This is a genomic window from Rhodanobacter sp. B2A1Ga4, assembly GCF_018101315.1.
Lineage (GTDB): Bacteria > Pseudomonadota > Gammaproteobacteria > Xanthomonadales > Rhodanobacteraceae > Rhodanobacter > Rhodanobacter thiooxydans_A.
The window spans coordinates 84,137-105,904 of sequence record NZ_JADBJR010000004.1 but is presented as its reverse complement, the minus strand read 5'-3'; the positions used below and the strand labels follow the sequence as shown (position 1 = coordinate 105,904).

At 63.8% G+C, this 21,768-nt stretch carries 27 protein-coding genes; all 27 read left to right on the top strand.

Annotation, left to right across the window (positions count from 1 at the left end):
• The first annotated feature begins 255 nt into the window (after window positions 1-255).
• The 27 genes from IMW82_RS13595 (at window position 256) to IMW82_RS13465 (ending at window position 21,662) form a co-directional block, all read left to right on the top strand.
• On the top strand, window positions 256-3,459 hold the full coding sequence (locus IMW82_RS13595; protein ID WP_211004889.1) for a DEAD/DEAH box helicase: 3,204 nt from the start codon (window positions 256-258) through the stop codon (window positions 3,457-3,459).
• A 191-nt stretch (window positions 3,460-3,650) separates the two neighbouring features.
• Window positions 3,651-5,051 carry a hypothetical protein gene (locus IMW82_RS13590; RefSeq protein ID WP_211004888.1) on the top strand — a complete coding sequence of 467 codons (1,401 nt, stop codon included), beginning with the start codon at window positions 3,651-3,653 and terminating at the stop codon, window positions 5,049-5,051.
• Between the two features lie 83 nt (window positions 5,052-5,134).
• Window positions 5,135-6,130 carry a hypothetical protein gene (locus IMW82_RS13585; RefSeq protein ID WP_211004887.1) on the top strand — a complete coding sequence of 332 codons (996 nt, stop codon included), beginning with the start codon at window positions 5,135-5,137 and terminating at the stop codon, window positions 6,128-6,130.
• A gap of 102 nt (window positions 6,131-6,232) precedes the next feature.
• On the top strand, window positions 6,233-6,739 hold the full coding sequence (locus IMW82_RS13580; RefSeq protein ID WP_211004886.1) for a hypothetical protein: 507 nt from the start codon (window positions 6,233-6,235) through the stop codon (window positions 6,737-6,739).
• A gap of 258 nt (window positions 6,740-6,997) precedes the next feature.
• Window positions 6,998-7,192 carry a hypothetical protein gene (locus IMW82_RS13575; protein ID WP_211004885.1) on the top strand — a complete coding sequence of 65 codons (195 nt, stop codon included), beginning with the start codon at window positions 6,998-7,000 and terminating at the stop codon, window positions 7,190-7,192.
• A gap of 466 nt (window positions 7,193-7,658) precedes the next feature.
• Entirely contained in the window at window positions 7,659-8,099 is a 441-nt protein-coding gene (locus IMW82_RS13570) for a hypothetical protein (protein ID WP_211004884.1), read from the top strand.
• 86 nt (window positions 8,100-8,185) lie between these two features.
• On the top strand, window positions 8,186-8,443 hold the full coding sequence (locus IMW82_RS13565; RefSeq protein ID WP_211004883.1) for a hypothetical protein: 258 nt from the start codon (window positions 8,186-8,188) through the stop codon (window positions 8,441-8,443).
• Window positions 8,444-8,492: 49 nt separating this feature from the next.
• The gene (locus tag IMW82_RS13560; RefSeq protein ID WP_211004882.1) at window positions 8,493-8,723 is read left to right on the top strand and encodes a hypothetical protein; all 231 of its coding nucleotides are present in this window, start codon (window positions 8,493-8,495) and stop codon (window positions 8,721-8,723) included.
• A 53-nt stretch (window positions 8,724-8,776) separates the two neighbouring features.
• Entirely contained in the window at window positions 8,777-9,358 is a 582-nt protein-coding gene (locus IMW82_RS13555; RefSeq protein ID WP_211004881.1) for a hypothetical protein, read from the top strand.
• A 107-nt stretch (window positions 9,359-9,465) separates the two neighbouring features.
• A complete protein-coding gene (locus tag IMW82_RS13550) occupies window positions 9,466-9,882 on the top strand; it encodes a hypothetical protein (protein WP_211004880.1) in 417 nt (138 codons plus the stop codon).
• A 9-nt stretch (window positions 9,883-9,891) separates the two neighbouring features.
• On the top strand, window positions 9,892-10,929 hold the full coding sequence (locus tag IMW82_RS13545) for a hypothetical protein (protein ID WP_211004879.1): 1,038 nt from the start codon (window positions 9,892-9,894) through the stop codon (window positions 10,927-10,929).
• Window positions 10,930-11,024: 95 nt separating this feature from the next.
• On the top strand, window positions 11,025-11,714 hold the full coding sequence (locus IMW82_RS13540) for a hypothetical protein (RefSeq protein ID WP_211004878.1): 690 nt from the start codon (window positions 11,025-11,027) through the stop codon (window positions 11,712-11,714).
• Window positions 11,715-12,013: 299 nt separating this feature from the next.
• Window positions 12,014-12,535, top strand: a complete 522-nt coding sequence (locus IMW82_RS13535) for a hypothetical protein (RefSeq protein ID WP_211004877.1) — start codon at window positions 12,014-12,016, stop codon at window positions 12,533-12,535.
• The gene (locus IMW82_RS13530) at window positions 12,535-13,209 is read left to right on the top strand and encodes a hypothetical protein (protein WP_211004876.1); all 675 of its coding nucleotides are present in this window, start codon (window positions 12,535-12,537) and stop codon (window positions 13,207-13,209) included. The genes IMW82_RS13535 and IMW82_RS13530 overlap by 1 nt, the downstream gene beginning before the upstream one ends.
• A gap of 18 nt (window positions 13,210-13,227) precedes the next feature.
• The gene (locus IMW82_RS13525) at window positions 13,228-13,632 is read left to right on the top strand and encodes a DUF3037 domain-containing protein (RefSeq protein ID WP_211004875.1); all 405 of its coding nucleotides are present in this window, start codon (window positions 13,228-13,230) and stop codon (window positions 13,630-13,632) included.
• A gap of 225 nt (window positions 13,633-13,857) precedes the next feature.
• The gene (locus tag IMW82_RS13520; protein WP_211004874.1) at window positions 13,858-14,958 is read left to right on the top strand and encodes a glyoxalase superfamily protein; all 1,101 of its coding nucleotides are present in this window, start codon (window positions 13,858-13,860) and stop codon (window positions 14,956-14,958) included.
• Between the two features lie 108 nt (window positions 14,959-15,066).
• A complete protein-coding gene (locus IMW82_RS13515; protein WP_211004873.1) occupies window positions 15,067-15,753 on the top strand; it encodes a hypothetical protein in 687 nt (228 codons plus the stop codon).
• 153 nt (window positions 15,754-15,906) lie between these two features.
• Window positions 15,907-16,272: a hypothetical protein gene (locus tag IMW82_RS13510; RefSeq protein WP_211004872.1), complete on the top strand. Its 366-nt coding sequence runs from the start codon at window positions 15,907-15,909 to the stop codon at window positions 16,270-16,272.
• Between the two features lie 40 nt (window positions 16,273-16,312).
• Window positions 16,313-16,651 (top strand): hypothetical protein, encoded by a 339-nt coding sequence (locus tag IMW82_RS13505; RefSeq protein ID WP_211004871.1) that lies wholly within the window; start codon window positions 16,313-16,315, stop codon window positions 16,649-16,651.
• Between the two features lie 22 nt (window positions 16,652-16,673).
• Window positions 16,674-17,861, top strand: a complete 1,188-nt coding sequence (locus IMW82_RS13500) for a site-specific DNA-methyltransferase (RefSeq protein WP_211004870.1) — start codon at window positions 16,674-16,676, stop codon at window positions 17,859-17,861.
• Between the two features lie 64 nt (window positions 17,862-17,925).
• Entirely contained in the window at window positions 17,926-18,210 is a 285-nt protein-coding gene (locus tag IMW82_RS13495; protein WP_211004869.1) for a hypothetical protein, read from the top strand.
• A 219-nt stretch (window positions 18,211-18,429) separates the two neighbouring features.
• Window positions 18,430-18,804 (top strand): hypothetical protein, encoded by a 375-nt coding sequence (locus tag IMW82_RS13490; RefSeq protein ID WP_211004868.1) that lies wholly within the window; start codon window positions 18,430-18,432, stop codon window positions 18,802-18,804.
• The gene (locus tag IMW82_RS13485; RefSeq protein WP_211004867.1) at window positions 18,801-19,064 is read left to right on the top strand and encodes a hypothetical protein; all 264 of its coding nucleotides are present in this window, start codon (window positions 18,801-18,803) and stop codon (window positions 19,062-19,064) included. Before IMW82_RS13490 ends, IMW82_RS13485 begins: the two co-directional genes overlap by 4 nt.
• Window positions 19,065-19,192: 128 nt before the next feature.
• Complete coding sequence (locus IMW82_RS13480; protein ID WP_211004866.1) at window positions 19,193-19,456, top strand: hypothetical protein; 264 nt, start codon at window positions 19,193-19,195, stop codon at window positions 19,454-19,456.
• Between the two features lie 243 nt (window positions 19,457-19,699).
• A complete protein-coding gene (locus IMW82_RS13475; protein ID WP_211004865.1) occupies window positions 19,700-20,443 on the top strand; it encodes a hypothetical protein in 744 nt (247 codons plus the stop codon).
• 20 nt (window positions 20,444-20,463) lie between these two features.
• Window positions 20,464-21,039: a hypothetical protein gene (locus tag IMW82_RS13470; RefSeq protein WP_211004864.1), complete on the top strand. Its 576-nt coding sequence runs from the start codon at window positions 20,464-20,466 to the stop codon at window positions 21,037-21,039.
• Window positions 21,040-21,041: 2 nt separating this feature from the next.
• On the top strand, window positions 21,042-21,662 hold the full coding sequence (locus tag IMW82_RS13465) for a hypothetical protein (RefSeq protein ID WP_211004863.1): 621 nt from the start codon (window positions 21,042-21,044) through the stop codon (window positions 21,660-21,662).
• Window positions 21,663-21,768 lie beyond the last annotated feature (106 nt).

The following is a 21,768-nucleotide window of genomic DNA, read 5'->3' as shown; positions in this document are numbered from 1 at the left end:
GACGCCATGGTGCATCGCAAAATTGCTGCTCCTGTTTCACAGCATTTGGATTCGGGCGAAGATCGCGTGATCCGGGGAAATTGGTTCGGCCGGTTGGCTTCGGAGCGATGTGGCAACAGGTGGAACCTCAGAACAGTTGGAGTGAGTCCGTTGAAGATTCGAGAATTCTCCGAAGGGGTAGCGAGGTGGCAGATCACGACAGACCTCAAAGCTTCTGTCGAACGTCGTCCTTCGCGGATCTCCAGGTACACGCCCATGTACGCGTCCTATCCCCTGCGCGCGACCAAACTGACACTCCGTGAGAGTGAGGGGGAAGATGGTGTGGTAGTGCTGACGGGACAGGTCGGTCACCAGGGGTACGGGGCAGATATCACCGTCGCGGCACGCATTTTCGGATCAGTTCTCGATCCCATCGTGGAATTCGAGTGCCCATGCAAGGACCTGCCCTGCCACCACGCCCTGGCCCTCTGGGAGGCTGCACTCAGGGAGCTGTCCGCTGGATCGTCCCCTGCCACATTCGTGGCCACCTGCGCAGGGCTGATCGAAGACGTTCGACATGTCCGGACTGAGCGCCGGCCGCCTGAGCCGAACGCGACGTTTGGTCTGGTCCTTAAGACGGACAAAGCTGCACCATCAACCAACTTCTCGGTCCCTGTGAGCGTGGCGTTCTATGAACCCATGCCTCCTGGCTATCGCCCTACCAAGCTTGGCGAATTCATGGACCTCACGCCGGATGCTCTGACGCCGGAAGATGCCGCCAAAGTCGCCCTGCTTCGGCAGGACTACACCCGAGGTCGGCTCTCCTTGGGGAACCATGGTTTGATCGATAGCCACGCCAAGGAGGGGGTCTTCGAGGAATTGCTCGCAACGCAGCGCGTGTACATGCGCCAGTTCGGCAGTAACCCACTCATCTATGGTGAACCGATTACTCCGACCCCGAGGTGGCGACCAGACGACGACGGTGGGCAGAGCCTGGTCCTGGTAGATCCGGATGGCCAGGAGGTCACCGAGGTCCTCCGATTGAAGGGCCTCTGGGAATTCAACCGTCGCACCCGCGTCATGCGCCGCCTTCTTGGCGACGAACGACTCATCACGCGGTTGAATCAGGCCGACGTGTCGATCTTGCCCACGCAGGTTCACGCGACCCGTTCCTACATGACGCGCCAGGGGGTGGCCGATGTCCTGCCGTTGCCTTCTGACGCTCCTGCCATCCGCGACATCAAAGGCCCGGTAACGCCAATCTTGCGTGCGCGCCTCGTGCGTCAGACCGAAGGAGAGCCGTTCCCGGTAGCTACCCTGACGTTCGACTACGGTGGTGTCGAGGTACCGCCATCGGCATTTGCTGAAGGTGTGGCGACGATCCGGACACCGTCCCGTGTCGACCGGATTCACAAGGACGACGACGCCCACGCCATCACGTTCGATCGCATCGTCTCTGCGGGGTTCCAGTTCACGTACAGCCGCCAGCTCGGTGGTACGGGTCTCGCCGGCGAAGACAGCGCGTGCGTGAATGGTGGCGGCGCGGCGATCGACGATCTGCAGCACTTCTGGCAATCCCTTGATATGTGCGAGGCCGCGGGAATGCAGGTGATCCGGGTCGATGCGTTTCCCGTGCAGGATCTCGCCACCACGCAGTCCTATCACGCCATCTCGGTATCCAGCGACGACGCCTTCGATCTGGACGTCGGCCTCGAGGTTGAGGGGGAACGGTACTCACTGGCAGACGTCATGGCCGCGACGCTGGCGGACCGGCGATTCCCGATGACGCCACGCAAAGACGAACCACCGGGAGCCCGCTGGACGCTGCGCCTACCAACCGGCTCGCTGGTGCGAATTCCTCTGGTCGACTTGCGGGCCATTCTCGCGCCCATTGCCGAATGGCTGGGTGGCGAAGGTCGTCGTCCGGACGGGAAGGTGCGCATGCCTCGTATCCAGGCCGCCTTGCTGGCGAACCGGGTCAGTGCGGACGCGCCGCGCGTGCTGAAGGAGATGCGCGCTGCCCTGCGCCATCTTGCCGCCATTGAGGCAGAACCGTTACCTGTGACGTCACCGAAGTTTGTCGGCGAACTGCGCCATTACCAGCGCGAGGGCCTGCGTTGGCTCAATGCCCTGGCGGACGCCGGCCTTGGCGGCATCCTCGGCGACGACATGGGACTCGGCAAGACGATGCAGGTGATTGCCCACGTCCTGCACCTGAAAGACACCGGCCGACTCGACGAACCGGTACTGGTCATCGTGCCAACGTCAGTCACCGGTACGTGGGCTGCCGCGTGCGAGACGTTCGCGCCGACCCTCAAGGTCGAGGTCCTGCACGGTACCGGGCGCAGCCTCGTCCATGAGCGCGCCCGGTCGGCGGACATCCTGATCACGACTTACGGGACGGCCATCAAGGACATAGAGCGCCTGGAGTCGCAGCACTTTGCGCTGGTGGTCGCGGACGAATCCCAGAATGCGAGGAACCCTCGCACGCTCACGGTTCGCACGCTGCGACGCCTTCGTGCCCATAGGCACCTCAACCTGACGGGTACGCCGCTTGAAAACCGCCTGCTGGACCTATGGTCGCAAATGGACCTGGCGGTACCGGGCCTGCTGGGATCCGAGAAGGGCTTTCAGCGAGGGATCGCCGGGCCGATCGAGAAGGAGGATTCGGACATCCACCGCGTGGCGCTGAACCGGCGCAAGGCGCCGTTCCTTTTGCGCCGCACGAAGGAGGAAGTCGCCACGGAGTTGCCGCCCAAGACGATCACGACCACCGTCGTCGAACTCGAGCCGGCGCAGCGCGCTCTGTACGAGACCATCCGCGCCGCCCAGCATGAGGCCGTGAAGGCGGCGATCGGCGAGCGCGGCCTGAGCCAGTGCGGCATCGTGGTGCTCGATGCGCTGCTGAAGTTGCGTCAGGTGTGCTGCGACCCGTCGTTGGCACCGATGGCATCGGCCAAGCAGGTCAAGGGCAGCGCCAAGCTCGACGCACTGATGGAACTGTTGCACGAAGCGGCAGATGGCGGTCGCAAGGTCTTGGTGTTCTCCAGCTTCACCCAGATGCTCGATCGGATCGCCAAGCGCCTTGAAGCTGAGGGCATCGCTTTCTGTGTCCTGACGGGCGAGACGCGCAAGCGTGACGCGGTGGTTGCGCAGTTCCAGACCACCGACACGCCGGTGTTCCTGCTCTCCCTGAAGGCCGGCGGCGTGGGACTGAACCTGACCGCTGCCGACACCGTCATCCACTACGACCCCTGGTGGAACCCGGCAGCCGAAGACCAGGCCACCGATCGCGCGCACCGCATCGGCCAGATCCGGCCGGTGAACGTCTACCGCCTGATCGCCAAGAACACCATCGAGGAACGGATCGAGATCCTCAAGGCGCGCAAGGCGGCGCTGGCCCAGGCGATCCTGAGCGGTGAAGGCGACGCCAGCCGCGGCTGGACTGCAGCGGACATCGATCACCTTTTCGCGGCCTGACCGGCGGCCAGGGGAGGGATGAGCGCCCCGGCCCGGCTTGCCGTATTGGCGCGGCATCTTTTGCATGGCGGCGACTCGGCTATGCTTCACCACGAAGCGAGCGCTGGGGCAGAATACCCGGTGCCACTTCTGGCCGTAGTTGCGGTCATTCACTGGGAACTCGTCGATCCATTCAAGACAAGGAAAATGCCATGCGCAAGGGAACGTGGAAGGGATTCATTCTGGTAGCCGGCCTCGCGATCGCGACGGCTGCCCTGGCCGATACGCCGCAGGCGGTGCCATCCTCCGGCCCGCAGAACGCCAAAGAGCAGCAGCTGGTCGAGCACCTGCAGTCCGCCTACCACGCACGCGGGCTGACGCTCACGCCCGAGCGCGAAGAAGCGATGCTGCAGCAGTACCGCCAGATGCAGGCGCGCTCCGCCGATGCGCAGGCCATGTCTGAAATGGGCGGTCTGACGCCGGCTCAGCGCGTGCAGGTCGCCATGGGAACCCAGCCTTCCGCTCCCCCGGCCGCTCCCTCGCCCGGTGCTGGCGGCGCGGCCGCGCAAACGCCGTCGCTCGCCCCCCAGGCCATGCCCAGCGAGCGGGCGGATGACGCAGGCGGAAACCCTGCCGCTGACTTGGTGGCTGCCGTGAATGCGCGTCACGCGCAGGGCGCGCCGACCGACTTCGAGTGGCGGCCCGACGGCTTCGTTGCCGACGGTCAGTCGGTAATCGATCACGAAGGCCGCATCGTCCAGTGGGATGGCGACGGTCAGTCCGGAGACGTCACGTATTTCGTAGTGGTCGCACCCGGCCAGTTCGACGTGCGCTTCACGAACATGCATTCGACGCTGCCGCCGATCACGGTTGGCACGCTCTACATGGACCCGACGGGTCAGCACTTCACCTCCGTCGACGGGCAGACGGTCGCCGGGGCGATCCTGATTCCGACGAGCCATGGCGTCGTGATGGCGCGCGATACAGCGATCTTCAGCTACGAGTTCGGCCAGCCGGTGGTATCGCAGGCCCTGCCGCCGCAGTACATGCTGGCGAGCTATCAGCGCGGCTCGGTCGGCGCGACCGGCTACGTGCTCCTGAAGCGCTACATCAGCCAGGCCGAGAAGCACGATCCCATCGAGGGATTCAAGGGTCTGTTCAAGATCGCCGAAGGAAAGGTCACCAGCAACGATTTCGCACTGTTCAACATCAAGACCGGCCATGCCGTCTTCCTGGCGATCGATGCACCCGGTACCGGCGGCAATGTCTGGGGAAGCGACGGGCGACCCAACTACCAGCACTATTTCTGGCAGATCGACTGGTTGCCCAATCCCAAGGGCGTGACGGCCGTGGTGCTGGAGAACAAGTTTCGGGATCTCAACGCAATCCGGCTTGACCGCGATGAACGCATCAATGTCCGCCATCGCACCCTGGGCATCGAGCGCTTCAACGTCTATCCGCTCCCCAATGGCAGCTTCAGCCTGAGCGACAGTGGTACCAAGACCGGATTCAAGTTGAGGGACGAGCAGGTGGACATCAACACCCTCTTCCGGAACGAGGAAGCGGTGACCCAGAAGCCGACCGACGCCGACAGGGTGCGTCCGGCGGGCTGACATCGGGCTAAGGGCAAACGCGCGGGGTCCTTCGGCCCCGCCTGCCACGACGGGCGCACCGTCGCCTCTGCACGGAGAACCCGATGGATGCTGCCAGCGAAACGTCTCTTCTCGAGCTGGCAGAACGTCCGGAGTCGCCGCACTTTCGCGCGTCGGCCGAGCGGTTCGTTGCGGCAATCGACCGGGACCGCCTCGAGGTAGCCGGCGGCCCGTTCGGTATCTTGACCAGCACGCTTCCATTTCTGAAGCCCGAGTCGAGCGAGGATGTCGCACAGTGGGTACCTCTGCGCTGCGTCATCGGCATGTCCTGGCGCTGGACGGAACCGACGACGCGCCCTGGCCGTGAGGATCTGGCTGCCTACTTGCTATCGCCGGCCCGGGCCGATCGCACCGATTCGGATGGTGCGTCAGGCTGGTGGGTACCAGACATGGGCATCGGTGCCATGCACGAAGGAAAGAACCGCATCCGCTACCTCCGCGACATCTGTGGTGCCACGCTCATGCCGGCTTCGATGGCGATCCTGCGGTTCCCACGCGCCGATCGGCTCCAGTTGCTGGAGGCTTACGCCGGCGCGGGGACGTTCTACACCCTGCTGCTCGACGGACGCTGGTTGACCGTGCTGGCGCACCCTGCCCTCTCCCTGCCGCTGCTGCGCGCCTACGGCATCCACCCGGCGTCGTGGCCGAACCGTCTGCCGTCGATCGATGCGCTGCTGGGCTCCAATGCGTGGCAGTCCTACGCCCATGGAACGCCGTCCGCTCTCGACGTGGAAGCGTGGCAGCACCACCGACGCGCGCAATACGACCGACTTCACGGGGAGCCGTTCGACATCCTCGACAGCTCGCCGCACTGGCCCGGCTTTCTCCGTCTTGCCTGGGGTGCGCTCGCCAGCGGTGTGGCCGCTGGCATTCTCACTGCGTTGAGTGACAGCCACCTCGGCGTGCTTGGCGTGGCCGCGCTCGCGTGCGGGGCCGTCGGCCTCGGTGGGCTGCTGGCGCTAAGCTTCCCCGTGATCAAGGCGCCACGTTCCGTCTGGAAGCGTGGCCATGGCGACTCCGGGACGGGCGGCAGCAGGTAGTCGACCACAGGGCTGGCATGCGCCAGTGCCGCCCAGAACCCGGCCGAATTTTGCTTCGGCCACCGCGCGACGAAGATAGGGACTCTCGCCCGGATGTCCCCAATGACCACGACCAGCCGCTATTTCGTCTGCAACGAGAACACCCTGTGCTATCAGGCGGCAGGCGACACCCGTCTTGGCGTTCTATCCGGACCGGTGACCAAGGGCGGCCGCAACCCGCTCGACGGATGCTTCACGGCAGGCCCGCGCGACGTCCTGCGCGAGGCCACGCAGGCAGACTTCGAGGAGTACCGCTGCCAGCCGCCGCGTGGGCTGTTCGACACGCCAGGGTCCATCCTCGGGACGTCGAACCGACCAAGCGCAGCACCGATGAATGACGATCTACGCGAGACGCCTGTGGCAGCCGATACATCCGCGGGTGGGACGGCCGTTGAACCGTTCTTCCGGGGCACTCACGCCTTCACCGGAAACCCCCTCTCGTACTTCTTCACCCGGGCGGCTGCGATCACTTGGGGCCAGTGCCATGGCGGTGGCCTCCTCAAACAGTCATCCCCGCCACGGGGAGACGACGAAGGCGTTTGGCGGATCGAACAACAGTGCGCGCGGTAACAACTCGCGCCGTCCCGACCTCGGCGAGCACGCGCTCCCTGGTCGGGCAGCTCTGTGCGTCACGCGATTAGCGGCAGGGCAGCGTCCTCCCGGCACTCTGGCCCGGGCAAACGCGCCATCGTGCCTGCCAACTCCTCACTGTGGCCTTGCTGAACCTCGGCCCGCACTTACCCTGGGTCCTGCCCATCGCCGGCGTCGGCTGTCGTGTCTCGCAGCCGGCCAGCGATCCGCCGTTGTCTCGAACAAAGAAACTGCCCCGTGAGCGCCATCTACTTCTGCACCCCCACCCGCCTGTATCGCGTTCCGGTCGTTACGGGCGAGGAAGCTGCCTGGCTCAAGATGGAGGAATGGCACGGTCGGCTGACCATCGAGGCCGTGCTTGAGAAGTTCCCCCAGGCTGAGTGCCTTGACCATGGCGCGGACTCCGTCTTCTTCGTGGATGACCAGAACTAGGTGCGCGCGAAGTTCGGTCGGACTCGGACCCTCCACCGCACACAGGCATACCCTCGCAGGTAGAGCGGTAGCCACCGCCCCGGAGCGACCTTTCTTCCACCTGCGGTCAATTCGCCGTGGAGGTCTGCGCTCTTGCGGATGCACATACCGGACCGCACGATTTCGTGACCAGCGGAGGCGAGATCTATCGGTGGGAGACCGACTGGAAATGCTTGTGTGAGCACTGCCAAGCCTGTGACGGCGACTACTGCACCTCCTACTGGCCAATGACTGAACAACTGCCCCGCTGACCTCGACGCCAACTTAGTCGCCACGGGACATAAAGGTTCCGATGCGAGTCCGTCTCCGCCACGCGGTGGCCTTTGAAGAACTTCACGGATGTTTTGGCCCCCGCGGCCCGCGCCATGATCCGGCCGGCCTTGTCCGACGCACCGTCCTAGAGCCTTCGCATCCGAGGTTTCCGACCATGCAGCGCAACTACGCACTCGAATACGCAACGCTCCTCCTTGAGTTCGCCTTGAACCGACGCGGCTACGACGTGCTCGACAGTGAGCAGATCGAAGCGATGGCCGATCCACTCCAATGCTTCCCGATGCTTGACGACTTCGAGGCGCGGCTGGGCCTTGACGTCGCCGAAGCGCGCCGTGTCCTCGCGGAGCTGCATGCGGACACGCCGTCGACCTTCGGTGGCTGGAAGGTGGGCGACAAGGGCACCACCCGGGACGGACGCGGATACGAGGTCAGGGCTATCCAGAACCACGGCGGGATCGAGGCGTTGATCGCTGGGCATCCACACCCACACATGGTCTTCCTGTCGACCGGACGCTTTTTCTCTGACGATGCAGACGGCCGCGCCGACGAAAGCGGTCATGACCTCATGGCTCCGACGGAACGCAGGCCGCTGTAGTCGCGAACCAACGATCGCAGCCGGCGCTATCTGAGGCTGACGGTCAACTCAGCCAGAACAAGGCACCACCACAGGACACCCACCTCATGCGCACCGACCTTGCTCACTTCACCATCAACGGCACGCCGCTCTGCGAGTGCCAGTACGTCGCGAACCACGAACGCCTTCGCGCTGCAGGGTCGCCGCGTTGCGAGGCAACGGTTGCTGAGCAGCTCGCGAAGTTCGCGGCGCTGGCGGCGCAGTTTCCTGGCCGCGTCGCCATGGTGCATGGGGCGTGCCCGTCGTTGGGGTCCATCCTCCAGGTTCCGAAGGCCGCGGTGGACGACGCCACCGCCGCTGCGTAGCCAGCAGTCCCGTCCCCACGAACACGTCGCCATTGATCGGAGCACCTTCATGTCACCGTTCGCCACCCTTTGCCAGCAGATTGAGACCATCCAGGCCAAAGGCCGCATGGCGCTGGCCAACCCGCCCCTGTCAGATCGCGTTCAGGCCGCCATTGGCGCAGGCCTTGTGAAGTCGACGCCAGTCCTATGCGGACCGCTGCGCGTGGCGACCGGCGAGGTCGCGCTCGAACTCACTGACGACGGCAGGAAGCTCTTGCCAACGAGAGATACTCCGGCCTGACTGACCGGCGCGTCACGCCGCGCGGCCATCGCCATTAAAATGGCCACGGCAGCATGAGCCAAGGAGACGATGTGACGGCGGATCTATCGAGCATCTGGTACCACGGCACGTTCACACCGCCACCGCAGGGCGCGCCTTTTTCTCCCTTCACTCACCTAGGTACCCGCGAGGCGGCCGTCGAACTGCTGACGGATCGCTACTGCCTGGACGATTGTCGCGGCGAGGCGAGGATCTTCACCTTCAAGGTACCGATTCAACTGACGCTGCTGGAAGTGCCTGAATTCGATTCGCCGGATCCTCGAGTCTGGGTGAGCAGGCTGTCGAAGGACAAGCGCTTTTTCAAGACGCCAGACGACTCGGTTGCCCTCGCGAGTCACGTCGGCAGCGGCAGCCATGAAGATCGTCCCGTGCGGCTTGACCGCTTCGGGCTATGGCTGAAGACCAAAGGTTACGCCGGCATCCAGTACGTCAACGAGCACGAAGCGGTGGGGTCCACCAGCATCGCTGTGGCGGATTCGGCCCATCTCATCGCGGGACCGGTGGAGACGGTAGATCCGCTCGAGCTGCGCGCCCTTTTCGAACAGGTCAAGGATCGACCCAAGTACGCGACGTGCCAGGCTTTTCCGTCCACCTGATCCGGTCGAGCGCCGCCAACCTTCCTGCTGCGTGCAGAACAGCGATCAACTTTGGCGGCAGAGGGAGTGGTGCATGGTGATTGCACACCGACTCCACGGAAGCTGCCATGAGCACCACCCACGCGAACTACGCCGCCCAGAGCTACACCCGCAATCTTGGTAAGGGCGTCCTGACCTCCGGCTGGCGCGTCATGCGCGGCGACGACGTGGTGTGCGACTGCTACGGCGGTCAAGATCGCGCCGGCCGCATCGCCGACCACCTCAACGCCACCGAAGCCCCTGACGCTCCGCCGGCAACGAGCTCGACGAGCCCCCGCCTCCCGCAGCTCGACGTCGAAGCACAGGCTGTCCTGCTGGGCACCTTGCGGCTTCTCGATCTGCAACTCGCACAACCCCCATCGCCGGAAATGCTGGCGGTCATGCGTCGGCAGATCCGCTGCGCGCTGGCCGATCACGCCGCGGGGCGCGAGCACCTCTGCGAGCAACTGGCCACCGGTGCCTACCGTCGCGCCTACTCGGCCTGACGCACCGCCATGAATCAGGCACACGATGCGATCGCCGGAGCGTTGACGTCCGCGCAGAAGGAGACCCTGCGCGCGACCCTCGAAGGACGCCTGCTTGTCGTCTGTTTTGGTGGCGGCGTCGACTCCACCGCGATGCTGGTGGCGCTGCATGAAGCTGGCATTCCGGTGCAACTGGTAAATTTTGCCGACACCGGCGGAGAAAAGCCTGAGACGCTTGCGCACGTCGACGCCATGAGTCGCGTACTGCAGTCATGGGGATGGCCTGCGGTGACGATGGTTCGCAAAACACCGCTGCCGTCGACCGGCTACAAGGACCTCTACGGCAACTGCCTTGCCAATGAAACGCTTCCTTCGCTGGCGTTTGGGATGAAGAGTTGCTCCATCAAGTGGAAGCAAGGGCCTCAGGACCAGTTGCTAAAAGGCGTGAAATCCGGTCCGAACGCATGCGCGCCGCACCCCTTGTGGACGGAGGCGAAGGCCACCGGGCAACGCATCACGAAGCTCATTGGCTACGACTGCGGCCCGGCCGATCGCCGCCGCGCCGGCAGTCTTGCGTCGGGTACCGACGAGTTCGACTACGCCTATCCGCTGCAGCTGCTTGGCTGGGAGCGCCATCACTGCATCAAGGCAATCACCGAAGTGCTCGGACCGGGCATGGTGCCCATCAAAAGTGCGTGCTTCTACTGCCCCGCCAGTAAGGCATGGGAGCTTTTCTGGCTCGCCGCGCACCATCCGGATCTCATGGAAAAGGCGCTCCACATGGAACGCGTCGCCCTCACGGGACGGCACAGTCGGTTCGACGTGGCCGAGTTCGGCGACACGTGGGAAGACCTGGTGAAAGGAGCCGAACGCTTCCCGAGTTCCAAGACCACGGTCGGGCTCGGACGCAGCTTCGCCTGGAACCACTGGGCGCGCGTCCACGGCGTGGTTGACGAACACTGCCGCGTGCGCACGGGCGAGGACGATCGCGCCCGCTTCGTCGCCATGGCGGACAAGCTGCGCGACGCCGGCAACGCGCTCGATGCGCGCAGTACCAAACCAGCCTGACGCCTGGCGAATCGCCCGGGCACCGTAACCCCGCGAACTTTTGCAACGTCGCCGATGCGCCACCGTGGCTTCGACCTTCTCTGTCGGAGCCACACATGCGCCCAGCCACCGCCATTCTCGCCATACCCTCGTTGCGTTTGGCGGTCGCAGCCGCCCTCGACGCTGGGATTACGCCGGACGAGGCCTTCGTCGACGCCTGCACGGTCGCCTGGAGCGCGGCCTTGCCAGCCATAGAGCATCGCTTGCCGTACGCGGTGATCGACCGTCGTTCGGACGATGATGCGCAGTTCGCGTTGGAACAGGCCACGCGCCTTGCCGTGGCTGCTGGCCGCCGCGGCACGTGGACCACGATCGTCAACCAGCGCCCTTCTGCTCACAGCACATTCCACTCGCTGATCAGTGCCGGCGGCGGGGTTCTCGAATGCGTCGACTGGTCGTCGGCGCCGACCTTCGGCGAGGTGCTGGATCACCTGGTGAAGAACGAAGTCCACAGCGCTCGGCAACACCTGCAGGGCGAGCGATTTCGGCAGTGGGTCTCAGCCGCGATCTCCGCGATCGGGATTTGTCCTGGTGCGATCCTGCGCCACCTCACGATTGGACACCGGCACTTCCTGAGCGCCACTGTGTTGTCGGTCGACGAACGCATCGGGACCTGCCGGCTTCTCGCCGTGAAGCCACGCACGCTGGAGCGCTGCCAGCTGCGCGCGTCGGTCCTGGATATTGCAACGCCCGATCCCGTGGAGATGACCGTAACCATCAAGCCGCTCACCACCACCACGGGATGAGTGCCGATCCGCCCACAGAGCTAAATGGTCAGCCGACTACAAGCGATCGACGACAGCGGGACGTCATATCGCGCCATTTAGCGGACACTCGAGACCACGTGGGCACTGTGCACGACGCTCACGGCAACCGACCAAACTTCGGAGTCGACGAAAGTCGGAGAAACGACCCCCGAAACAGCGCCTTTTCCCACACCGCCCGAGCCCAAAGGGGCTCTAGCCTGTATAGGCTTCGACGCAGATACGTGGCGATCGCCGCCTGCCTGAAGCTGGCTCAGCGTTTCCCTAGGAACGAATCTACAATGACCCGCTCGGCAACCAACCGCATCGCCTTCACGGTACAGACGCCCAAGAAACAACCGGTCTACGGGTTCTGTCCGCAGGGTATGTTGGCTAGCAGCGAATTGGCTGCCGTTGGCCGTCTTCTGCGGCGACGTTCCGACCTTCGGATCGATTGCGGTGCCACACCGGGTACTATCCAGGACGACAGGAGGCGCATGACAAGGGATGCGATCAGCACACGGATTGAGCAGATCGCTGCCAGGGCATGGCAACGCAACACCGATCTAGCGATCTACAGCGTCGTGCACATCGACCGTCTTGGCGTCGAGGCGAGACTGCAGGTTCTAAGGATCTCACTGGACGACGATTGGCGAAGGGGAACGAGGGATTTGTGGTGGTCGTTTGAAGGGCGACGGTTACGCAACGACGGCACACTGGGGGACCGCCACGAGGAGCTGAGCTTCCGCGTCGCAGCGATCACCCGCCGACACCTCGATGGTCAGTGGCGACCCGTGCTGCAAGTCCGCCAGGAGACTGCCTAATGCACTTCCATCCAGACAAGCTGGTGTTCGGTGTAGCACCGGGCATTCTCAAAGACTGTGCCCAGCAGCTCTGGAGCAACACCGGCAAGGCCGATTTCTGCGAGGAAGACTTCTTCAAGGCCCTTGGAGCACCCGCTCCCGAAGGCCAATCGGTCCTACGTGAGCTGATCCAAGCCGACTTCGTTGCACATTCTCGAGCGAGACCTGGGCGATACGACTACACGCGACTGTTTGGTCAACTGGCCTGCGCAAAGATTTCCAATGGCATCCCAAGACTTGAGGCCAACGAACTGCTGGTCAAGATCATGGGGGCCGTTGACCAGGTAAACGCCCAGCCAGACCGGTACGAGCATCGGGTAAAGAAACTGGCTGTTTTCGGATCTTGGCTCGGCGAGACTCCGGTTCTCGGGGACATCGACATAGCATTCGAACTATCTGAAATTCCGCACCTGTGCGCTGTTCGGGAAGATGAGGATCCATTGATTTGCAGGCATCGGACCTCAGCTTCGTATTCGCGCGCCGCTCGCGCCCTGCGAATACGCCAGCCAAATAAGGTCAGCCTTCATCACTTGAACGACGTGATACGTCTCGGCACGTTCTACCAGTTCCTATTCTGGGATAACAAACGATCTGTAGCCGACGGCCTGGAGCTGATCCGCAACCACCGCCGATGAACCAGGATGCTCATTTCGATGAATGCCTCACGTACCAACAACAAAAGGGCTGCACGGCAAACCAGCCTGGAGACGGACCACTTCTATTCTGTCATTCGCCTTGTTCCCAATGTCCGGCGCGGCGAGGTTGTGAATATTGGAATCGTTGTCTACAAGCCAGACCAACTCGACATCCGCCTCTTGTCGGAACGCGAATGGGTCAAGGTGCACGCTGTCGCGCCTCTGCTGGATCGGTCACTTGTTGACAATCTGCAGGCTGTTTGGGATCACACGTGTTTCCACATACAAGCACCGCAGGAACGGCAGATGGCTTTGGAGGTGTCGCCTGATGTCTACGCCTCCAAAATGTACACCTTTGTGGCCACAGAATTGAGCTACGAACATGACCTTGATGCGTTGTTTCGTGAGCTTGTAGCGCCCTGACTGCGTCGCGTCTCACGGTGAATCCCTACCAGCGCGGTGCCACCGATTGCATTCCGTTGCGGAAACACTATTATCAAACACAGGCCACGCCACCTGTCCGCCCGTAGCGCATCAGCGCCCCGGCAAAAGGCGATCAAACCCAACCTTCTACACCCCACACTTCCATGCTGGAGGCTGTGTGGTAATACGGGCGCCACCCATGAGCCTCCAGGATAGAGGTGTCTTATGAACGAGAACACGGAACTGTCTCAGTACAAGCTACAGGCGACCCGCCTTCGCGATTTCCTCAAGGCAGGCGGCTCGGAAATTCAGCATGCGCACGCACTCGAAGCCGTGGCGAAGATGCACGGCTTCCCCAACTACAACACGCTCAAAGGTTCGGTGAGCACACTTGCCACGAAGAATGTGTCCACAGGCAAAGCCCAGCGGGACCGCTTGGCGGATGCGCTCGACAAGGCACTACATGCCGAGGTGACGGTTGTGCCAACGTCCCTGGCGGTGACTAGCGCGCTGGAGATGTACACCAGCGCCCGTAACCTGCTCGGCCACCATATCGAAGTGGGCGGGGTTCCCATCGAAGGCGTGTTTGCGGAGATAGTGACGCTCTGTCCCGACTTGCCTCTCGCCATGCTAGACGCGGCTGCACTCGTGACGCCGTCCGATCAGGACGTAACTCGGTACGCGCCCTATGTCCGTTGGCTCGAACCCATACTCGCAAGGTGCAAGCTCCTCATCCGTCACTTGGATGGAATGGAGGACAATCAAGCCACCGAATCATTGCGGGAACAATTGCGGGTTGAGGACGCAGCAGCAGCTGCTGCCTATGGCCTCGCCCTGGCAGCCCTGGAGAATGAGGACTACTTCGCTATACCTGGATATCTCGCGCTGGCTGACATGTACAGTCTCGACGATCCCGATGTGGACCTGAGTGAAGATGCGGCCATCGCTTACCTGACTCTCGGGGCTTACGAAAACGCGTTGGACGCTCTTGGTGACGATGTCCCTGGGGCGACGAGCAACGGGGTAACTCTCAAGTCGATCATCCAATCGGTCATCGCAGTCTCCGAAGGACGCCAAGCGCAGGCAGCGGTGGAAATGGATTTGCAACGTGATGGTTTTGCCTGCGAGGTGGTTCGCTTCATCCGAGAGTCCACGAGTCATCGTGATGCGTTCATGATCAAGGATCACCTTTTGCCATTCATCAGCGATGTTCCGATCATCAATGCCTTGCTCGAGCCTGACCTGGCGGTCGCTCTCGCGCGCGCAGCTCTGAAGGATGCACCGGTCGCGGCGTGGCTGGAACTCATCGCGGCGTCAAGCAATTAGTATCTCTGCCGCCTTCCGCGGGTAGATTCGCCAGCATCTTGTCCCGTTTCGCCGCCACGAGAGACTGGCTCCGACCTTCACTGTCGGAGCCAGTTCATGCCCCACGCAATGACCACGTTGCTGTCCATCCCTGCATTGCGCGCCGCCGTCGAGACGGCGCTTGATGTCGGTGTGTTCTATCAGGACGCCTTCGATAAGGCGTGCCGACCCGCATGGGATGCCACTGCCCCCGCTACCGAGTCCCGCCTACCCGACGTTGTCCTGAGCGCCGAGGAAACGTGGCTTGCCGCGAGGCCCCGGGTGGACGCGCGACGCGCCGCGTTGCTCAGTGCTCCCCGCGGCGCGTGGGCGCTGGTCCGCAAGCCACTGGCTGGCGGCAGGGAATACTTCAACGCCTTGATCCACGACGGCATGGGCGAGATCCACGAGCGAGCCGATGGTTGGAGCGCTCCACCGACGTTCGCCGAAGTCGCCAATCGCATGATCGGGATGGAGGTCTATCGCGCGCGCCACGATGTTGAGCGCGAACGTGCCATCGCACGTGCCGTCACGCGACTGTCAACGCTGAACCTCGCGGAAGGTTCCACGTTGCGCGACGTCGAGATCGACGGGACGGTCTACTCCACCGGCATCGTGGAGGAAGTGTTCCCGGATACCGGCGCCGTACGGCTATTCCTCACCGAGCGCGGCAGTCGCAATCGGTTTCGCTCCACGGTCAGTGCCACGTACTTACGCTTCCGCAGCCCCGCCGCGCCACGCTCCGATAGCCCTGTCCAGCACCTGGAACTAGCCTGAACCGGTCCGGTGGCGACATGGCCAATGGGTCCGCCAGCGTGAAGGTACCGGTCGTCGGGTGCCGTACAACGGGGAACCTTCCTTGCGACCTTCCGCATCTTTTGTCCGGGGATCGGCATCAGATACTCGATGCATCTTCCAAGGAGACACCCGATGCCGACTTCGCCGAGTGACAACGTCAATGCCGCGACCAACTCCACCGCTGTCGCGGCCTCCGCTTGCGATCCCCTGACGCTGGCCTACGTGGCGCTTGGCGCGGGGCGCGCCTTGGATGCGAGAAAGCGGACAGGCTGCCAGACCGCCGCCGGCGAGCTGGACTTCATCAGCGACGTGATCACCCACGCTCCGTTGCTCGACGCCATGGCGGCCGACCGCGACTTCCATGCGGTGTTCGTCTACGAGGTCGCCGAGCCCTTCGGAGAGCAACTGGCCGATCACCTTCTGGACGGGAACGAAGCAACGGACGAGTTCGTCAACACCCTCGCCACCACGCTGATTTCGGCGGCGTCGGATCTCTGATTCTGGCGCAACCACCACCCCACGATTCAAGGACTTCACGATGACTGAGCAACGCGGCGCGGCCCATGTGGTCATGGGCACCACTCCTCGGAGCCTTCCGGTTGGCACCTTTGCCGACTTCAATGGCAACCGCTGCAGCGTCCAGATGAGTTCGCTCGCCAATCTGGAGGCCATCTGGTTGGGCGTCGACGATGCCAGCCCGAAGGTGCTGCACAGCGACGCCAAGAACCTCGGCGTCGATACCGACAAGACCTTCGGCTGGGTCGAGTATCCGATCCCGCCGGAAGTGAGCCTGACCACGCGCATGCATTTGAGCCGCGAACAGGTCGCAGCGTTGCTCCCCATCCTTCATCGATTCGTCGACACAGGTTCGTTCTAATCCCAGAGGCAAGGAAACCCCCGTGCAATTCGCCACCCATGCTTCCGTGTGCCCATCCCCATCGGACGGCACACAGCACGACGACGTTTCGCTGGCGGCGCTGCTCGCCACGCATACCTACGCGCAAGTCCAGGACCTGACCGGACTGTCGAAGGGCACCATCTATCGAGCGGCGCTGCGCACCGGCGCACGCAAGACCGAAGCGCGGATCGCCGAGCGCGCGACGGAACGCCGGCAGCAGCAGCTTGCGTTCCTGCGGGAAATGCTGGACACGACGGCGACGGCTGACGTGCTCGACTTCCTTGCGGGCCTCCCGGATGAGAGCGTGCAATGCCACATGACCAGCCCGCCCTACAACCTTGGGAAGAAGTACGGCGCGGCACCGGGCGCTGACGCGCTGCGTATGACCTATTTCCACGGCTGGATGATGCAGGTGATCAGCGAGCTGGCGCGCACGGCTCGCCCCGGTGGCGTCGTATGCCTCAACGTGGGGAAGACGCTTGACGAAGAGGGGACGCTCTACCCCATGGACGTTTTGCTGTTCGAAGACATGCGCCGCGCGGGACTGACGTTCCAGAACCGCGTCGTCTGGACGCAACCTCACGGCCTGACGCCGTCGCGCCGCCTTGCCGACAGGTACGAGACGATCCTCATTTTCAGCAAGGGTCCGGTACCGACCTTTAACCCGAACGCCGCGCGCCAGCCGCAGAAGCAACCGGGCAAGCGGAGTTACAAGGGTCCGAGTAAGGGAGAGCTGTCGTGTCACCCGCTGGGCGCGTGGCCCACCGATGTCTGGAGCGACATTCCGAGCGTCCGTGCGAATCATCCCGATCGAGCGCACGGCGCGCATCCGGCGCAGTTCCCGGTGCGCCTGGCCAAGCGCGTGATCCTGCTCTACTCGCTGCCTGGCGATCTCATCTGCGACGTGTTCGTCGGCTCAGGTTCCACGGTGGTGGCGGCGATCGAAGCGGGGCGCGCGTTTGTCGGCGCGGACTTGTTCTATGAGGACCTGCGTGCGGCCCGCTTGGCGGCAGCGACTGCCGACACCATCACCCCCTTGGAAGGCGTGACCGAAGAAAGCCTTGCGGTGTGGCAGGCTGAGGCGCGCAAGGTCCATCGCAGCGCGCTGACGCTGGCTCCAGAGGCGGAAGTCGCGCAGTGCGCCGACCTGTTTGGCGAGATGTGGTCGGCAAACCAGCGTGATCTTTAGCTGGCTTGGGTTACGGCTTTACTGAGGACGTCGCACTTTCGCGACGCCAACCCAGGAAAGCCCGATGAAGAAGAACATCCTCCGCAGTGCTGCCATGGCCTTCGCCCTCGTCGTGGGTGCCGCCATGGCGATGCCCAGCGTGGCGATGCCGACCAACGCCCCGACCGCCAGTGTGTTCGCCGCCACCCCGTCGCCGGGCACCTCCCTGTCCATGCCCGCGACCTATGGGCCGGTGATTGGCCACGGGTTCGCCGAGTTCAGCGGCAACACCCAGAGTCAGGGCAGCAACCCCTGCGATCCGATCACTCCGCAGAACTGGTGTTCCTGCGGCGGCTGTTCGGGCAGCTAACCAGCCTCGGTACCGAGTAGCCCTCGAAGGCTCGCCCGCAGGCGAGCCTTCTTTTTGCACGCTTGCCGAGCTGGTGCGGGCGCTCTGCGATCTCAGTCACCGGTCGTCAACCGACCACGGTCTATCAACAGCAGCCAGTGGGCGCATTCGGAAGGCCGGCGATCTTTGCCGTCGCCCGCGGCGGGTGAGACTTTCATCGTCCAAGCCAAGGTGACTCCCATGCATCGCGAACAACCCACCCATACCTTCCGTGCGCTCAACGCCGTCGTTGCTGCGTGCCGCGCGGCACTGCCACGCAAGCGCGATGTCGTCCTGCGAATCTGCGTGCGCCGGACCTTCCAAGGCCACGAGGGCAAGGTGCAACTGAGCGATCCAAGCTGGCACGTCTGGCACGGCACCCAACGCGATCTGAAATCCTTGCTTGCCGCCGCGGGGATCGACACGACGCGCGATGCCGAATCGCACCAGTTCACCTTGGCCGCCACGCACGCCGCGGTCTCCTTCCATGACGCCCAGCCGGCAAGTCGTGACGTGACCCAGCTCATTCAGGGCATGTGGGTGGCGCGGGCTGGCGCAAGGAGTGCCCTGGCATGAATCAGCTGCAGGCCTACGTAGAGGCCCACGGCCCTCACCTCACGGTGGACGGACGCCAACTGACCTTCTGCGGATTGTCATCGGATGCCGATCTTGCCGTGGCGACGTTCACCACGTCGCGCGCCAGCTACACCGCCGTCATGTGCCCACTGGCGACGCTCCACCAGAGGCCCGGCGCGGAGGTGTGGGCGGTCGTGGGCGGTCGCCGGACGATCGCGAAGTTTGCGCTGCACGCCGGCGAACTCGTCCCGCTGCGATAGCCGCGCCGGCGGCCGCACTGCGCCGTCGAAGATAAAGAAAAGTCGGAAGCCTCCGCATCTTTGGTCGCCCGGCAATTCCGGTTCACTGCATGTGTCGCAACGACGCGACATCAACTTGGAGCAAGCACGTGAAAACGAACCTCTTCCGTACCAGCGCCCTCGCCTTGGCCCTCACTCTGGGCCTGGCTGCAGCATTGCCGAGCATCGCCACTCCCGCGCACGCCGCGAACCCGGCAACGACGGGCACCAGCGCGCAGGTGCTGCCCGTCGGTTACTTGCCGGCACTGAGTCCGTCCGGTTCCGTGTCGTTCGAGATCCAGGCACCGGATGACTGCAGCCACGTCACGCACCAGAACTTCTGTTACTGCACCGGCTCGCCGTGCCACGACTAAGCCGATCGCGTCGGTAGCTGCCTCTGAAAGCCCGCCACCCGGCGGGCTTTCAGCATGTGTGGGTAAGTCGTTACGAGCACTCCGTGCCAGCCACTTTCGAACACGTCCTTACAGGACAGTGAAATGGCCGGCGCTGAGTGGCGCTGCGCCTGTTCGGTCCGCATGAGGGCGGACAAAACCTGTTGCATGTTTTTGTCGCAGAGGTCTTTGAGACGCTCTGGGCATCTCCTCACTGGAATGCCCATGCGAGTCTGCGCCGCCACCGCTACCCTCCCCGGCCTTCCTGTCGTCGATGCCGTTGAGCGCATCGTCGCAGGCATGGCCGAACCACTACTGGGCCACCTCGACCACGCTCACATCCAGTTGTGCCCGCAGAACCGTGGCCAGCTCGACGCGGCCCTGTGCGAGACGCTACGCGAGCGGTGGCCGCAGACGGCATTCCGCCCCCATGCCAACGTGCGCGTGCTGCCGCGTCTGCGCGTGTTCGATGCGTCGTCCGACCCCGCAGCCGCCGCTCCCCTCTTCCACGCTGTGGCAGATGTCTGCAAGCGCCTGGCCTCGCCCGCCTATACGGTCCACGCCGGTTACCGCGCGAACGCCACGATGGCGCAGATGATCGACAACGTGCGCCGCCTGCAGGACATCTTCCCTTGTCCTGTCGGCGTGGAAGGTCTCTATCCCGACGCGATGCGCGGGCAGCTCATGGATTGCTGGGCCGACTACGAGTACGCCCTGGCGGCTGGCGTGCCTCTGGCCATCGACCTCTCACACCTGCACATCGTCATGCGCCGAGAAGGCCGGTGCGATGACGTCGTGCGCGCGCTGCTGGCGTCGCCGACGACGCTGGAGGTTCACGTCTCCGCCAACGACGGGCGACGCGACTCGCACGATCTGCTGACCGTAGAGCCGTGGTGGTGGCCGCTGCGCGATTCGATCCACCCCGACGCCATCGTGTTCAGCGAAGGCAACCAGCTACGAACCCACTGACCACCACCGAAGGAGAACCCATGTTCGACGACACCCTCACCACCTCGCTCACCAGCAACGAACCTCGGGCCCGTCTGAGCGCCCTCATCGGGCTCTACGGCACCCTGACCGAGGAAGTTGCCGGTGAAATCGCCAAGCTTGTGGACATGGCGTTTTCCAGAGCCGCCGAAGCGTCGTGGCAAGTTGAGTTTCACTTCGACGATCAGGGCGGCTACTTCCCTGTCGTTCAAAGCTTGGCGATTACGATGACCGATGGAACCAATCTCTACCCGCCCGCTGCCGTTGACGAGTGGGACGAGGCGATCGACCTCCAGCGCAGCCACTTCGCCAACGATCCACGGGTGCTTGAAATGCTCGATGCCATCGAAGACCACGACGACTACGTGGCATGGCTCACCGAGCGTGCTGGCATTGAACGCGACCTGCTCGACCAGATTGCCGAGTCGGTGCTCGTCTACGCCTACGCGACGCGAAGCGACGGCTCGCTGGAATGGCGGCCAATCGCCGAACCCGCACCGCCGGAGCCCGGTGCCGATGTGCCGCCGGCACCGACCGAGGTGCGCAGCGACTCCATCCACTCCAACGAGGAGGCATGACCATGTCTGCAACCGACAAGATGGCGAGCGATCACGGCCTGACGGCTGTCCAGTGGGGCCTCATCTGGCGTGTCGTCCATTTCATCACCGAGGGGGACTTTCCAGCCGACGACGCGTTCGACGTGGAAGAGGCAGGCAACGTCCCGTCGGTCTTCCAGGACCACACGCTGCACGTGGGCGCTCTGCATCAGTGGAGCGGAACTGCATCCGACGGTCTCGGGGCTGTGGTCTATCTGGAGAATGTGGATCGTGACGCACTGGGACAGTCACGGAAAATCGCTACGCATCTGGGGCTGGCCGTGCATGCCACCGCCGATCTCCACCAGGACAGCGGGAGCGGCGAATGGCTCACTCACCTCGTCGGTTCGGAGATGAGCCTCAGCATCGACGGCAGCGAGCCCGAGTATTGCGACGACGAAAGCGATGCGAGTGTCACGCTGACGTTCGACTTTGGCGCACCCGAGCCGCGACAGGAGGCCGCCGACAGGACCGCTGACGCCATGAATTCCAGCATCCTCGCCGCCCTGCGAGCCAATCTTGAATTCATGCCGGAGCGCCAGCGGCTTCGCCTGGTGCCAACCCTGCAGGAGGTGGTCTGCAACGTGTTGCCGCTGGCGGCGTGACCAAGGTCAGTGGCACCACGGTCTCCCCGACGGTGCCACTGCCTTGCAACAGATCGCCTGTGGCGAGATGATCGACGCGACCCAACCGGAAGGGTCGGCGGTGAGC

Excerpts from the sequence above, each read along its gene's own strand:
- IMW82_RS13535 (WP_211004877.1), top strand. The coding sequence starts at position 12,014 with ATGACCCGCTCGGCAACCAACCGCATCGCCTTCACGGTACAGACGCCC.
- IMW82_RS13555 (WP_211004881.1), top strand. The coding sequence starts at position 8,777 with ATGAGCCAAGGAGACGATGTGACGGCGGATCTATCGAGCATCTGGTAC.
- IMW82_RS13540 (WP_211004878.1), top strand. The coding sequence starts at position 11,025 with ATGCGCCCAGCCACCGCCATTCTCGCCATACCCTCGTTGCGTTTGGCG.
- IMW82_RS13490 (WP_211004868.1), top strand. The coding sequence starts at position 18,430 with ATGCATCGCGAACAACCCACCCATACCTTCCGTGCGCTCAACGCCGTC.
- IMW82_RS13580 (WP_211004886.1), top strand. The coding sequence starts at position 6,233 with ATGACCACGACCAGCCGCTATTTCGTCTGCAACGAGAACACCCTGTGC.
- IMW82_RS13560 (WP_211004882.1), top strand. The coding sequence starts at position 8,493 with ATGTCACCGTTCGCCACCCTTTGCCAGCAGATTGAGACCATCCAGGCC.
- IMW82_RS13590 (WP_211004888.1), top strand. The coding sequence starts at position 3,651 with ATGCGCAAGGGAACGTGGAAGGGATTCATTCTGGTAGCCGGCCTCGCG.
- IMW82_RS13595 (WP_211004889.1), top strand. The coding sequence starts at position 256 with ATGTACGCGTCCTATCCCCTGCGCGCGACCAAACTGACACTCCGTGAG.
- IMW82_RS13525 (WP_211004875.1), top strand. The coding sequence starts at position 13,228 with ATGAATGCCTCACGTACCAACAACAAAAGGGCTGCACGGCAAACCAGC.
- IMW82_RS13465 (WP_211004863.1), top strand. The coding sequence starts at position 21,042 with ATGTCTGCAACCGACAAGATGGCGAGCGATCACGGCCTGACGGCTGTC.
- IMW82_RS13530 (WP_211004876.1), top strand. The coding sequence starts at position 12,535 with ATGCACTTCCATCCAGACAAGCTGGTGTTCGGTGTAGCACCGGGCATT.
- IMW82_RS13520 (WP_211004874.1), top strand. The coding sequence starts at position 13,858 with ATGAACGAGAACACGGAACTGTCTCAGTACAAGCTACAGGCGACCCGC.
- IMW82_RS13570 (WP_211004884.1), top strand. The coding sequence starts at position 7,659 with ATGCAGCGCAACTACGCACTCGAATACGCAACGCTCCTCCTTGAGTTC.
- IMW82_RS13470 (WP_211004864.1), top strand. The coding sequence starts at position 20,464 with ATGTTCGACGACACCCTCACCACCTCGCTCACCAGCAACGAACCTCGG.
- IMW82_RS13475 (WP_211004865.1), top strand. The coding sequence starts at position 19,700 with ATGCGAGTCTGCGCCGCCACCGCTACCCTCCCCGGCCTTCCTGTCGTC.
- IMW82_RS13545 (WP_211004879.1), top strand. The coding sequence starts at position 9,892 with ATGAATCAGGCACACGATGCGATCGCCGGAGCGTTGACGTCCGCGCAG.
- IMW82_RS13495 (WP_211004869.1), top strand. The coding sequence starts at position 17,926 with ATGAAGAAGAACATCCTCCGCAGTGCTGCCATGGCCTTCGCCCTCGTC.
- IMW82_RS13585 (WP_211004887.1), top strand. The coding sequence starts at position 5,135 with ATGGATGCTGCCAGCGAAACGTCTCTTCTCGAGCTGGCAGAACGTCCG.
- IMW82_RS13550 (WP_211004880.1), top strand. The coding sequence starts at position 9,466 with ATGAGCACCACCCACGCGAACTACGCCGCCCAGAGCTACACCCGCAAT.
- IMW82_RS13485 (WP_211004867.1), top strand. The coding sequence starts at position 18,801 with ATGAATCAGCTGCAGGCCTACGTAGAGGCCCACGGCCCTCACCTCACG.
- IMW82_RS13505 (WP_211004871.1), top strand. The coding sequence starts at position 16,313 with ATGACTGAGCAACGCGGCGCGGCCCATGTGGTCATGGGCACCACTCCT.
- IMW82_RS13515 (WP_211004873.1), top strand. The coding sequence starts at position 15,067 with ATGACCACGTTGCTGTCCATCCCTGCATTGCGCGCCGCCGTCGAGACG.
- IMW82_RS13565 (WP_211004883.1), top strand. The coding sequence starts at position 8,186 with ATGCGCACCGACCTTGCTCACTTCACCATCAACGGCACGCCGCTCTGC.
- IMW82_RS13510 (WP_211004872.1), top strand. The coding sequence starts at position 15,907 with ATGCCGACTTCGCCGAGTGACAACGTCAATGCCGCGACCAACTCCACC.